At 69.1% G+C, this 12,475-nt stretch carries 11 protein-coding genes; 5 read left to right on the top strand and 6 right to left on the bottom strand.

Annotated features, from left to right (window positions below; genetic code table 11):
• Nucleotides 1–11: 11 nt before the first annotated feature.
• Nucleotides 12–2,177, bottom strand: a complete 2,166-nt coding sequence (locus AZG88_RS41655; RefSeq protein ID WP_061701027.1) for an acyl-CoA dehydrogenase — start codon at nucleotides 2,175–2,177, stop codon at nucleotides 12–14.
• A 94-nt stretch (nucleotides 2,178–2,271) separates the two neighbouring features.
• On the opposite strand from AZG88_RS41655, the gene kstR reads away from it, so the two are divergent.
• Together kstR and otsB are read left to right on the top strand one after the other, a co-directional pair.
• On the top strand, nucleotides 2,272–2,910 hold the full coding sequence (kstR, locus tag AZG88_RS41650; protein ID WP_005566090.1) for a cholesterol catabolism transcriptional regulator KstR: 639 nt from the start codon (nucleotides 2,272–2,274) through the stop codon (nucleotides 2,908–2,910).
• Between the two features lie 68 nt (nucleotides 2,911–2,978).
• A complete protein-coding gene (gene otsB / locus AZG88_RS41645; RefSeq protein WP_061701026.1) occupies nucleotides 2,979–5,519 on the top strand; it encodes a trehalose-phosphatase in 2,541 nt (846 codons plus the stop codon).
• A 19-nt stretch (nucleotides 5,520–5,538) separates the two neighbouring features.
• Here the strand turns inward: otsB and AZG88_RS41640 are convergent, their stop codons facing one another.
• On the bottom strand, nucleotides 5,539–6,627 hold the full coding sequence (locus tag AZG88_RS41640) for a LacI family DNA-binding transcriptional regulator (RefSeq protein WP_061043583.1): 1,089 nt from the start codon (nucleotides 6,625–6,627) through the stop codon (nucleotides 5,539–5,541).
• 138 nt (nucleotides 6,628–6,765) lie between these two features.
• Between AZG88_RS41640 and AZG88_RS41635 the strand changes: the two genes are divergently transcribed.
• The 3 genes from AZG88_RS41635 to AZG88_RS41625 are packed head-to-tail and all read left to right on the top strand — an operon-like array spanning nucleotide 6,766 to nucleotide 9,504.
• A complete protein-coding gene (locus tag AZG88_RS41635) occupies nucleotides 6,766–7,722 on the top strand; it encodes a metal ABC transporter solute-binding protein, Zn/Mn family (RefSeq protein WP_061701025.1) in 957 nt (318 codons plus the stop codon).
• 13 nt (nucleotides 7,723–7,735) lie between these two features.
• Nucleotides 7,736–8,614: a metal ABC transporter ATP-binding protein gene (locus AZG88_RS41630; RefSeq protein WP_005244871.1), complete on the top strand. Its 879-nt coding sequence runs from the start codon at nucleotides 7,736–7,738 to the stop codon at nucleotides 8,612–8,614.
• Nucleotides 8,611–9,504 (top strand): metal ABC transporter permease, encoded by an 894-nt coding sequence (locus tag AZG88_RS41625; protein ID WP_005265172.1) that lies wholly within the window; start codon nucleotides 8,611–8,613, stop codon nucleotides 9,502–9,504. Before AZG88_RS41630 ends, AZG88_RS41625 begins: the two co-directional genes overlap by 4 nt.
• Before the next feature lie 7 nt (nucleotides 9,505–9,511).
• Here AZG88_RS41625 and AZG88_RS41620 read toward each other — a convergent pair whose 3' ends face one another.
• The 4 genes from AZG88_RS41620 to AZG88_RS41605 all read right to left on the bottom strand — a co-directional run bounded on the left by AZG88_RS41620 (nucleotide 9,512) and on the right by AZG88_RS41605 (nucleotide 12,437).
• Complete coding sequence (locus AZG88_RS41620; protein ID WP_231914382.1) at nucleotides 9,512–10,021, bottom strand: DUF3558 family protein; 510 nt, start codon at nucleotides 10,019–10,021, stop codon at nucleotides 9,512–9,514.
• Between the two features lie 23 nt (nucleotides 10,022–10,044).
• The gene (locus tag AZG88_RS41615) at nucleotides 10,045–10,458 is read right to left on the bottom strand and encodes a hypothetical protein (RefSeq protein WP_061701023.1); all 414 of its coding nucleotides are present in this window, start codon (nucleotides 10,456–10,458) and stop codon (nucleotides 10,045–10,047) included.
• A 63-nt stretch (nucleotides 10,459–10,521) separates the two neighbouring features.
• Nucleotides 10,522–11,283, bottom strand: coding sequence for an ESX secretion-associated protein EspG (locus AZG88_RS41610; RefSeq protein WP_005244875.1), 762 nt, complete (start codon nucleotides 11,281–11,283; stop codon nucleotides 10,522–10,524).
• Entirely contained in the window at nucleotides 11,280–12,437 is a 1,158-nt protein-coding gene (locus AZG88_RS41605; protein ID WP_061701048.1) for a hypothetical protein, read from the bottom strand. Before AZG88_RS41605 ends, AZG88_RS41610 begins: the two co-directional genes overlap by 4 nt.
• Nucleotides 12,438–12,475: the final 38 nt, after the last annotated feature.

The raw sequence follows: 12,475 nt of genomic DNA, 5'->3' as shown, positions 1-12,475 counted from the left end.
CGCGACGCGGCTCAGCCCCGCGGTAGCCCGAGAATCCGCTCGGCCGCGACCGTCAGCAGGATCTGCGTCGTTCCGCCCGCGATGGACAGGCAGCGCGTGTTGAGGAATTCCCGCGCCAGCGGACCCTCCACCCAGCCGTCCACGCCACCGAGTTCCATCGCGAATTCCGCGACCGCCTGCCGCTGGCGGACACCGACCAACTTGCGGACACTCGATTCGGGTCCCGGGTCCTGACCGTCCAGCTGCCGGAGGGTGGTGCGCAGTTCGAGCTGCGAGCCGACGAGCGCATTACCGATGAGATGCCCGAGCTTGTCGTCGATCACCGGGTCGCCGCCCCCCGCGAGCGCGAGCAGTTCCTCCGTCGCCTCACCGAGCGAGGAGCCTCCGCCCATCGCCACCCGCTCGTTCGCCAGCGTGGTGCGGGCCAGTTTCCAGCCGTCGCCGAGATTCCCGACCACCAGCTCGTCCGGCACGAACACGTCCTCGAGATACACCTCGTTGAACAGGGCGTCGCCGGTGATCTCGCGCAGCGGCGAGATGGTGATGCCGAGGCTCGTCATGTCGACGAGGAAGTAGCTGATGCCCTTGTGCTTGGGCGCGTCCCGGTCGGTGCGGGCCAGGCAGATCGCCCAGTCCGCTTCCTGCGCCCTCGACGTCCACACCTTCTGACCGTTCAGCCGCCACCCGCCGTCCACCTTCTCCGCGGACGTCCGCAGCGCCGCGAGGTCGGAGCCGGCGCCGGGTTCGCTGAACAGCTGGCACCAGATGATCTCGCCGCGCAGCGTCGGGGTCGCGAAACGCTCGATCTGCTCGGCACTGCCGTGCTCGAGGAGGGTCGGCACGGCCCACCAGCCGATCACGAGGTCGGGCCTGCCGACCCCGGCGGCCGCCAGTTCCTCCTCGATCAGGATCTGCTCCGCGGCGCGCGCACCCCGCCCATAGGGCGCGGGCCAGTGCGGGGCCAGGTAGCCCGATTCCGCGAGGGCCGCGCGCCGCTCCGACTCCGGGCGCGCCACCAGCTCGGCGATCTCGGCGCGGATCTGCGCCCGCTCGTCGTCGAGCCCGGACAGGTCGATCGACAGGTGCCTGCGAGCACCGGCCCGCGTCAGTTCCGTGACCCGCGCCCGCCAGCGGGCGGAGCCGCCGAGCAGCTGTCGCAGCGACGTCGCCCGGCGCAAGTAGAAGTGCGCGTCGTGCTCCCAGGTGAAGCCGATCCCACCGAGCACCTGGATGCAGTCCTTGGCGGTCTCGACGGCGGCGTCGAGCGTGAGCGACGCCGCGACCGCGGCCGCGACCGGAAGCTCGCCGCCGCCCGCGCCCCACGCGTCCTCCGCCGCCACGGCCGCATCCCACGCCGCCGCGCCGGACTGTTCGACGCGGCACAGCATCTCCGCGCACAGATGCTTGATCGCCTGGAACGATCCGATCGGTTTGCCGAACTGCTCGCGAATCTTGGCGTACTCCACCGCCGTTCGCAGACACCAGGCCGCGATCCCGGACGCCTCCGCCGCGGCGAGTGTCGCGGCGAGGTCGGGCACGAGCCCGTCCGGCACCCCCGCGAGCACCCGGTCGGCCGCGATCGCCACACGATCGCACCGCACCCGCGCGAGCGGGCGGCTCTTGTCGATCGTGTCGGCGACCGTGATGTCCAGGCCGTCGGATTCGCCGTCGACCAGACACCACACGACGCCGTCGCCCGCGTCGGCAGGCAGCAGCACGGACACCCCCGTGTCACCGCCGATCGCGAAGCCCGCATCGCCGGTGAGCGTCAGCCCGCCGTCGGCCGCGAGGGTCGCGTTCACCGGGGAGTTGCTGCCGAGAGCCACCGAGCACGGCATCGCGCCGTCGGCGAGGTCCTCGGACCACCGTTTCGCGGCGGCGCCGGAGCTGCGGCCGACGACGAGCGCGGCGAGAGCGGTCGAGAGAACAGGACCCGGGACGAGTTCAGTCGCGGCCTGTTCGAGCATCGCGGCGAGATCGACGATCTCCGCTCCCGACCCACCGACCTCGTCGGGCACGGCGACCGAGAAAATTCCGAGCGAGGCGAAGGACGGCCACGACGTACGCCACGAATCTGCTGGTCCTTGCCGTACTGTGACCAGCGGGTCCGTGGACCGCGCCCAAGCCTGGATCGAACCCGCTGCAGCCCTCTGTTCCTCGGTGGTGGCGATTGTCACAACGGGTATCCGCCTCTCCTGAATGACACATTCGTCTAGAACGTGTTCTAATATGACACCTGGCCATGAGTCAAGGCGCGAAGGAAAACAGGTAATGACGACCAGCTCTCGATCACGGTCCACGACGGTCGCTGCGGCGACGCTGGGCGAGGACGATCTCAGTTCCAACGCGCAGAAGGAACGGCGCAAGCGGATCCTCGACGCGACCCTGGCCCTGGCCTCCAAGGGCGGATACGAAGCCGTGCAGATGCGGGCCGTCGCCGAACGCGCCGACGTCGCCGTAGGGACGCTGTACCGCTACTTCCCGTCCAAGGTGCACCTGCTGGTGTCGGCGCTCGCCCGCGAGTTCGAGCGGATCGACTCGCGGGGAAAGAACCCGCCGGGCCGGAACCCGCTCGAGCGGATGCAGCTGATCCTCAGCCAGATCACCCGGGCCATGCAGCGCGATCCACTGCTGACCGAGGCCATGACGCGCGCCTTCATGTTCGCCGACGCGTCCGCCGCCGCCGAGGTCGATCAGGTGGGCAAGCTGATGGACCGTCTGTTCGCCCGCGCGATGACGGACACCGAGCCCACCGAAGACCAGTTGGCCGTCGCCCGCGTCATCTCCGACGTGTGGCTGTCGAACCTGGTGGCCTGGCTCACCCGCCGCTCGTCCGCGACCGATGTCGCGAATCGCCTCGAACTCACCGTCGAACTGCTGCTCGGTGACGGAAGCCGCAGACCCGAATAGGACGCGATCGGGGCACAGCCCCGGCCGACAACGCGCTCACAGCCGTCACATCCCCTAGATTTGAACATGTGAGCGCCCATGATCTGCCCATCGAACTTCGTCGTGCCCTCTCGCGGGTTGCGCGGACCCCTCGTCTGCTCGTCGCTTCCGATTACGACGGCACGATGGCCCCCATCGTCTCCGACCCCGAGAAGGCGTTCCCCCACGCCGAATCGGTGCGCGCTCTCCGCGCCCTGGCCAGCCTCGCCGGAACGACGGCGGCCGTGATCTCGGGCCGGGCACTCAAGGACCTCGCCGCGCTGTCGCGGCTGCCCGCCGAGGTTCAACTGGTCGGCAGCCACGGCTCGGAATTCGACATCGGGTTCATCCATGCGATCGACGCCGACGCCAAGAAACTTCTCGGTGAGATCACCGAGGAACTCACCCGGATCGCCGCCCTGCACGCCGGCACGTCGGTGGAAGCGAAGCCGGCGAGCGTCGCCCTCCACGTCCGCAACGCCGACGCGGAGGAAGGCGCCCTGGCCCTGGCCGCCGTGCGCGCCGACGCCGGACAGCGCGTGGGTGTGCAGATCACCGAGGGCAAGTCCGTCATCGAACTGGCCGTCGTCGCGACCGACAAGGGTCATGCGCTCGACCTGATCCGCCACCAGGACGGTGCGACGGCAGCCGTCTTCGTCGGCGACGACGTCACCGACGAGAAGGCTTTCGCCCGTCTCCAGGGCCCCGACCTCGGCGTGAAGGTGGGCCCCGGCGAGAGTCTCGCCGAATTCCGGGTGTCGACCACCGAAGACGTGGCCGCGGCCCTCGCGTTCCTGCTCGAGGAGCGCCGCACCTGGCTGTCCGGGGCACACGCGCCGCCGATCGAGCGCCTCACCATGCTCGCCAGCCCGCGGACCGTCGCCCTCGTCACCCCCGACGCGACTCTCACCTGGCTGTGTCATCCCGAACCCGACTCGGCGTCCGTGTTCGCGCACCTGCTCGGCGGACCGGAAGCCGGCCACTTCAGCGTCGGCCCGCACCGCAGCGCGCTGCCGCTGAGCCAGCGGTACATCGACAGCACCATGACCGTGCAGACACGGTGGGCCAGCCTGTCCGTCACCGACTACCTGCCGCACGACGTCCGCCAGGGCCGCACCGACCTGACCCGGGTGATCAGCGGGCAGGCCGCCGCCGTCGTGACGTTCGCACCGCGGCCCGAGTTCGGGCAGGGCCAGGTCATCCTCGAGGCAGTATCCGAGGGGCTGCGGGTGCACGGCACCAACGAGCCGATCGTGCTGCGCTCCCCCGGCGTGCAGTGGAACGTCACGTCCGACGGCAACCAGCAGACCGCGCACGCCGTCGTCGACCCGTCCGGCGGCGACGTCGTCCTGGAATTGCGGTGCGGCACCGAAGAACTCGGACCGTCGGAGACGCCCGAGCAGGAGCGCCGCGCACTGGCGGAATCGTACTGGTCGGACTGGACGAAGAGCCTCACCCTGCCCACGCTCAAACCCGACCTGATGAAGCGCTCCGCGCTCACCCTCCGCGGCCTGGTGCACGTCGACTCCGGAGCGATCATGGCGGCGGCCACCACCTCGCTGCCCGAGGAGATCGGCGGCGTCCGCAACTGGGACTACCGCTACTGCTGGCTGCGTGACGCGGCGCTCACCGCGTCCGCGCTCGTCAGTCTCGGGTCCCTCAGCGAGGCCGAGGGCTACCTCGACTGGGTGCACGACGTCCTCGAGACGCTGCCTGGCCCCGAACGCCTGCACCCCCTCTACACGCTGCACGGTGGCGGTCTGCCGCCCGAGGCCGTCATCGACTCGCTGCCCGGCTACGCGGGCTCGCGGCCGGTCCGCATCGGCAACGCGGCCAACCAGCAGGTGCAACTCGACGTGTTCGGGCCCATCGTCGAACTCATCCACGACCTGTCCCACGCCCGCGAGAAGCAGGGCGCCCTGGTGCCGCTCAACGACCGCGACTGGGAACTGGTCTGCGCCATGGTCGAGGCCGTCGAACGTCGCTGGTTCGAACCCGACCACGGCATCTGGGAGATCCGCGACAACCCGCGTCACCACGTGTACTCGAAGGTGATGGGCTGGGTCACTGTCGACCGTGCGGTGGCGCTGGCCGAGCACTTCGGCCGCGACATCGAGCCCGGCTGGACGCCGTTGCGCGACAAGATCGCCGAGGAGGTGCGCGAGAAGGGCTGGAAGGACGAGGTCCGCTCGTACACCGCCGCCTACGACGGCACCGACCTCGACGCCGCCACCCTGTACATCGGGCTGTCCGGGCTGATCGACCCGTCGGACGAGAAGTTCGCGGCCACCGTCACGGCCACCGAGGCGGAACTGCGCAGCGGTTCGACCGTGTACCGGTACCACCATGACGACGGACTGCCCGGCACCGAGGGCGGGTTCCACCTCTGCGCGGCGTGGCTGGTCGAGGCGTACCTGCTGATCGGTCAGCGGTCGCAAGCGGAGGCGTTGTTCGCGCAACTCGTCGACGCCGCCGGACCGACCGGACTGCTCAGCGAGGAGTACGACCCCGTCGCCGAGCGGTCGCTGGGTAACCACCCCCAGGCGTACAGCCACCTGGGACTGCTGCGCTGCGCTCAGCTCCTGGCCTAGCGCGTATGGGATGGCCGGGTCAACGCTTGGCGGGCCCGGCCGTCGAACCCCGCAGCAGTTCGGTTTCGAGCATCTCGACGGTCGCGACGCCGGAGTGCGACGGGGACATGAGCAGGGCGCCTGCCCGGCGCCCCTTCTCCTCCTGGGGTTGCCGCACGGTGGTCAGGCCCTCGCGCAGTGCGTCGTCGACTCCGTCGAATCCGGTGATCGACAGCCGGCCGGGCACGTCGATGCCCTGCCAGCGCGCCCAGTCCAGCGCGCCGAGCGCAAGGACGTCGGTGGTGCACACGAGCGCGGTGATCCGCGGATTCACGCCCAGTGCCTGCGCGGCAGCGGCGTGCCCCGACTTCCCGGTGTGCTCGAACCGCTCGACGACGGTCAGCGTCCGAGGGTCCAGGCCGGCGTCGGACATGGCGTCGCGCACTCCCTCGATGCGTTCGCGCTGGACGTGGAAGTTCGGTGACCGCAAACGCTCGGCGTCGGCGACCCCATCCGAGCGGTCACGCCCCAGCCTCATGCTCAGCACGCCGATGTCGCGGTGGCCGAGCCCGATCAGATAGTCCGCGAGGCCCCGCATCGCGCCGCGGTCGTCGATGCCGACGAGCGACGCCCCCGGGATCTCCCGCGGCTGATCGCACACGACCATCGGCAAGTGACGCTCGCACACCGCCGCGAGATACGGGTCGTCGTCCGCCACCGAGTACACGACGAACCCGTCGACGCCCGCCTGCTGCACGACCGCGGCGGCGTCCGCCTCCTCCCGACCCGGGCCCGCCGGAATCAGCAGCAGACCCTGCCCGGCCGCCTCGCACGACTCGGCCAGTCCGGACAGAAAGCTCATCGCGGCGGGGTCGCGGAAGGAGTAGCTGAGGGCCTCGGTGAGCAGCAGTCCCACGGCACCGGCCTTGCGGGTGCGCAGGGAGCGGGCCACCGGGTCCGGGCCGGGATAGCCGCGGCGCTTGGCCGCCTGCAGCACCCGGTCGCGGAGTTCCGCGGAGAGTTGATCCGGCCGGTTGTAGGCGTTCGACACCGTCGTGCGCGAAATGTTGAGCTCGGCCGCGAGCGACGCCAGCGTGGCTTGGCGACGAGGCTGTCGAGACCTGGGCATAGGGGGACGTTAGTACCTGGCCCGCGTTCGGGCGCGTCGGGGCTGCACCGAAAGTGCACTACCAGGACCTATCCGCTAAAGTGCAACGGTAACGGTTTCCAATAGCGTTTAGCGTTCGTCTTCGGTCAGGAGTTTTCTGTGCGCGCTTCCTCAGGTTTTCGTGCCGCCACGGCGGCCGTCGGGCTGTCGTTCGCCGCGGCCCTCACCCTCACCGCGTGCGGCTCCGACACGACCGGCGACGGCACGCTGACCGTCGTCGCGTCGACGAACGTGTGGGGCAGCGTCGCGCAGGCCGTCGCCGGCGACAAGGTGGACGTCACCTCGATCATCACCGAACCGTCGTCCGACCCGCACTCGTTCGAGGCGAGCCCCACCGACGCCGCCACGCTCACCGACGCCTCCCTGATCGTCTACAACGGCGGCGGGTACGACCACTTCGTCGACGACATCATCGGCACCGGCAACAGCGACCAGCTCACGGTCAACGCGTTCGACCTCCTCGAGGGCGGCGCGCACGCGGGCGAGGACGAGCACTCGGACGGTGGCGACTCGCACGAGGGCCACGACCACGGCGACGTGAACGAACACGTCTGGTTCGACGTCGACACCGTCGACGCCACCGCGCAGTCCATCGCGGACAAGCTCGGCCAACTCGACCCCGACAACGCCGACGCCTACAAGGCCAACGCCGCCACCTTCCACGGTCAGCTCGAGCAGATCTCCGCGATCACCGACGGCATCGCGGCAGCGCACAAGGACGCACCCGTCGCCCAGACCGAACCGATCGCCTACTACCTGCTGCAGTCCGCGGGCCTGAAGGACGTCACCCCGCCCGACTTCACGAGCGCCATCGAGAACGGCAACGACCCCGCACCCGCCGCCATCGCCGCGACACGACAGCTGCTCACCGACAAGCAGGTGCAGGCCCTCGTCTACAACGTGCAGACGCAGGACCGGGTCACCCAGGACGTGCGGGCCACGGCCGAGTCGGCGGGCATCCCCGTCGTCGAGGTGACCGAAACCCTGCCCGAAGGCCTGGACTACATTCAGTGGCAGACCAACACCGCCGAGTCGCTTGCTGCGGCTCTGCAATAGAACTGATCGGCTTGTGACAGAACCCACTTCGAAGAACGCCGGCAACGGTCGCGTCCCCGCACTGGAATTGACGGGGGCGCGACTGTCCTTCGGCGAACGCACACTCTGGCAGGACCTCGACCTCACCGTGGAACCCGGCGAATTCGTCGCCGTCCTCGGACCCAACGGGTCGGGCAAGACGTCGCTGCTGAAGGTGCTGCTCGGCCAGCTCGCCCTCAGCTCCGGTACCGCGCGCATCGCCGGATCCCCGGCGCGGAAGGGCAATTCGCACGTCGGGTACATCCCTCAGCAGAAGTCGCTCGACGACGGGCTGCCGCTGCGGGGCCGCGACCTCGTCGGGCTCGGCGTCGACGGCCACCAGTGGGGAACCGGCATCCTCCGGCGAGGCCGGCGCCGGGCGATCGTCGACGCCGCCATCGCCGAAGTCGGCGCCCAGAACTACGCGGACGCACCGATCGGTTCCATGTCCGGCGGTGAGCAGCAACGACTGCGTATCGCGCAGGCCCTCGTCGGCAACCCGCAGATCCTGCTGTGCGACGAACCGCTGCTCAGCCTCGACCTGGCCAACCAGAATCTCGTGTCGGGACTCATCGACCGGCGGCGCCGCACCCACGACACCGCGGTGCTGTTCGTCACCCACGAGATCAACCCGATCCTCCCCCTCGTCGACCGCGTGCTCTACCTCGTCGACGGACAGTTCCGCATCGGCAAACCCGAAGAGGTCATGACGTCGGAAGTGCTGTCCGAGCTGTACCGCACCGACGTCGAGGTGCTGCACGTACGCGGCCGCCTCGTCGTGATCGGCACCGGCGACGCCATCGACGCGCTCGGCAGCGCGGGCGGGCTCCGCCCCGGTGAGGGTGTGCACCACACGGACGAGGGACACGCATGAGCAACAAATTCACCGACGCGATGTCGCGCATGTTCGACGTCTCGGCCACCGTCGACCTCCTGCAGTACGACTTCGTCCAGCAGGCATTGATCGCCGGCGCCATCCTCGGCCTGCTGGCAGGAGCCATCGGCCCGCTGATCGTGAGCAGGCAGATGTCGTTCGCCGTGCACGGCACGAGCGAGCTGTCGCTGACCGGCGCGTCGGCGGCCCTGCTCATCGGAGTCAGCGTCGGGGCCGGCGCCATCGCCGGGTCGGTGGTCGCGGCGGTCCTGTTCGGGCTGCTCGGCGCGAAGGCCCGCGACCGCGACTCCGTGATCGGCGTGATCATGGCGTTCGGACTCGGTCTGTCGGTGCTGTTCATCTGGTCGTACCAAGGGCGCACCGGCACCAGTTTCTCACTGCTGATCGGCCAGATCGTGGCGCCCGGAGACAGCGGCCTCCAACTGCTGCTGCTCTGCGCCGTGCTGGTCATCGGGGTCCTCGGCCTCATCTACCGCCCCCTCCTCTTCGCGAGCACCGACCCCGACGTCGCCGAGGCCCGCGGCGTCCCCGTCCGTGCGCTGTCGATCGTGTTCGCCGTGCTCGTCGGCATCACAGCCGCCCTCGGCGTCCAGATCGTCGGGGCGCTGCTGGTGATGGCGCTGCTCATCACCCCCGCCGCGGCCGCCGCCTACGTCACCGCCAGCCCACTGAAGGCCACGATCCTGTCGATCGTGTTCGCCGAACTCGCCGCCGTCGGCGGCATCCTGCTGTCCCTCGCACCCGGAGTGCCCGTATCGAGCTTCGTCACCACGATCTCGTTCGTCATCTACCTCGTGTGCCGGCTCAGCGGCTCCTCACGACGCAAGAACGCGGGACGAATCACCCCCACCCACGCACACACGCACTGAGCCGCCACTACAGGTGGTCGGGGAAATAGGGCGCCAACGTCGTCGCCACCTTCGTCGCCTGATCGCACGCCGCGTCGACTGTTGTGAAATCCTCCAACTCGCTGTACCCGATCATGAACTCGAGAATCCCCGGCTCGATCGCCACCGACACCGTGCACGCACTACCGCCGCGGAAATCCGACACCAGAGCACGCCGCCCGCCGATCTCGGTCTCACTCAGGATGTTGAAGCGGTCGTCGCTCGCGATGCCGCTGATGGATGCGCCGATCGCGGATACGACAGCTACGTAATAAGGGTCTCGAGACAAGAATCCGCACGCATGATTCGGCGGGTCATTTCGATCCGGCATCCGGTCAGGCGGGGCCGCATCGATCCTCGCCGCGGCAAGCGCTTCCGGCGAGAGGGCGTCGCATGGCTGGTAAGAAATCTCGATAGCAGGTTCTCCAGCGGGCTTCCCATCGACCGGCTGCGAGCACGCGCCGACCCCGACCACTGACAGCAGGCTCAGCGCCCCCATCATCGCGCGATATGAGTAACGCCTCACAGTTGCACTCCAACGGATCCCAATCGCGCGGCGGTTGCAGCGTCCTGCTCTTTGTAGCTCGCCAATACAGCCTCGAACATCGACTTCATGTCCGATGCGTAGGTTTCGTGAGCCAGAAACAAGCCCACCGCACTGTTGCCGAACTCGATGCCATCTCCGCCGATCGCCTTCTCATCAAACTTTCGTGCAAGTTGCCTGGCCGACTCGATGTCCTGTTCCCCCAGCCCAAGATCCGTGGCGCGAAGTTCTCGGCGCGCTCTGCCTCCGAGAAGTTTCATGCGATCCGCATGCTCCTGGCACAGCTTGATGCACTGCTCTATGCCGGCGGGGTCGAGTTCGAGCCTGCCTCCCCCGACGACGTTCTCGGTGAAAGCCTTCCATCCGGCTTCCGGTGCTTCTGGCCCCGCCATGTCGGTGTCCCCTCTGTGTGTCCTGCTGTGTCCCCACCTGTGCAATCGCCGGCGCGTGGCAATCTACCAACCGCGGGCACCGACCGAACCTGCTCGAGGAGTCGTACCGACCCTGATCAGGGTGTCGAGCGACGATACGAGCTGTTCGGGGCCTGCGGGGTGCGCGGCGGCGGGATCGTGCGGTCCGATCACGTAGCGTCCGTCGCCGGCGATGTCGATCCATTGCATGACGCCGACGTCCCTGCCGCTGCCGTAGCGAGGACCACGGAAGACCCGGATCTTCCCGCGTCCCGCGTATCCCTTCTGCACGGCGGATTCGAGTCGCGGGGCGGGGGCCACCCGATTGACCTCCTGCAGGATTCCCCGAGAGAAGTGGGTGTCCTGTTCGTCGCGCCGCTGGAACCGGCGTCGGCCTGCGGCGTTCTGCGGGATCAGCCCGATCAGTTGGGTGCCCAGTCGCCCGGCCGCACCGGCGCCGATCACGACGTCGCCACCGATCCGCGGTGCCCGGCCGGGGAGTTGCGAAGCGATCACCACCCATTGCCGGTGTTGCGCACCGATGATGCGGATCGGGGTCTCGTCGGCGGTCGAACCGGAGATCTCGACATACACCTCGGGCTCGGCGAGCACGCCCAACGCCGACCTCACATCGTCGTGTTCGGCTCCCGCGAACGCTTCGCGTATCCGGTTCTGCTCGGCGACATACGCATTGAGCCCGGGGTGCGCGCTCACGATTCGGAACGGGTACGGGATGCGGTCCTGCCCGGTACCGGCCCACAGCGCGTCGAACAGTTCTGGACGCAGCCGCCAATTGCGCATGTTCATGCGCCGATCACCGGCGGCGAGACGAGGGGCAGTGTGCCGATCAACTCGTTACCGTTGTCGAGGGTGATCAGGTAGTCGGGTGTCTTGTGTTCCTTGTCCTCGCCGCCACCCTTGGCGGCTCCTCCGCCGCCCATCATTCCCCCACCCATCGGGCCGGTACCCCGCATTCCGGCACCCGCGCGACCTCCGGCGTTGACCCCCGCGACCCCGGGTGCGGTGCCGGGCCGGGCCACGGCCCCCGGCCGGTTCCCGGCGCCGACGCCACCGCCGAGTCCGCCATCTCCCAGTCCGCCGCCACCGGAACCCACACCCACACCTGCGGATCGCGAGCCGGCACCAGCGGACGAATCGGCGCTGGGAGGCATGCCCGACCGGCTCTGCGCCTGATCCCCCGTCACCGAGGCCGGGGCCGTCGTCGCCGGTGTGGCGGCAGCCGACGGCGCGGTTGCTGCATTCTGCTGCGTGCCGTCCGCAGCGGGTGCGCCGTCCACACCAGGCTCGCCGGACGGGTCGCTGACGGGAGCGTCGCCGGAATTCGGCTGCCCGGCGCTCGGTCCACCGAGCCGATCGCTCGAACCCGGGGTGCCGCTCGCGGAGTCGACACCGGGCCCGGCCGGACCCGCAGGAACGTCGACGATGCTCTCCGGTTTCGTGAACGACGGGACGTTGCCGTCCGAGGTCGCGAGTCCGGGGTTGTAGATCGTGGCCATTTTCTCGCGCGCTTCGCCCTCGCGCCGGTAGTACTCGTCTTCGGTGTCCGTGTCCCAGGGCGTCAACTTGTCCCACAGTCCGGTGCCGATGGTTTCGGGAACCTGCGACCGGAGCGACGCGACCGTCTCCGCCAGCGGCGTCAGCGCGTCCGCGACTCCGTGAAGCTGTGCCTGCGCCTGCGGCGCGGAGGTCGAGTACCGCTCGGTCTCGCCGTAGGCCGCCGACGCGGCTGCACCGTGCCAGCTGTCGCCGATCGTCTTCTTGATCGCGTCGCTGAACTCGACGATCGCGTCGTGGGTCGTCGTCCCCAGTTCGGTCCAGGCTCGTGCGATGCCGCTGACGTGCTCGACATTCATGCCGGCGACGGCGCTCGCGATCCTCGCGTGATCCCACTGATCCGAGTGAAAGTTCTCGGGATCCTTGATGTATGCCGGGTCGGTCACGTTTCCCCCTCCGATGGCGCAGTCCACCACGCACGGTC

The organism is Rhodococcus sp. LB1 (assembly GCF_001583455.1).
In the GTDB taxonomy this organism is placed as follows: domain Bacteria; phylum Actinomycetota; class Actinomycetes; order Mycobacteriales; family Mycobacteriaceae; genus Rhodococcus_F; species Rhodococcus_F opacus.
This window is presented reverse-complemented; position numbering and strand designations above follow the sequence as displayed.

What these genes read in the sequence shown, in the direction of transcription:
- kstR (WP_005566090.1), top strand. Translation starts at nt 2,272, where the DNA reads ATGACGACCAGCTCTCGATCACGGTCCACGACGGTCGCTGCGGCGACG.
- AZG88_RS41640 (WP_061043583.1), bottom strand. Translation starts at nt 6,627, where the DNA reads ATGCCCAGGTCTCGACAGCCTCGTCGCCAAGCCACGCTGGCGTCGCTC.
- AZG88_RS41625 (WP_005265172.1), top strand. Translation starts at nt 8,611, where the DNA reads ATGAGCAACAAATTCACCGACGCGATGTCGCGCATGTTCGACGTCTCG.
- AZG88_RS41620 (WP_231914382.1), bottom strand. Translation starts at nt 10,021, where the DNA reads ATGGGGGCGCTGAGCCTGCTGTCAGTGGTCGGGGTCGGCGCGTGCTCG.
- AZG88_RS41615 (WP_061701023.1), bottom strand. Translation starts at nt 10,458, where the DNA reads ATGGCGGGGCCAGAAGCACCGGAAGCCGGATGGAAGGCTTTCACCGAG.
- AZG88_RS41610 (WP_005244875.1), bottom strand. Translation starts at nt 11,283, where the DNA reads ATGAACATGCGCAATTGGCGGCTGCGTCCAGAACTGTTCGACGCGCTG.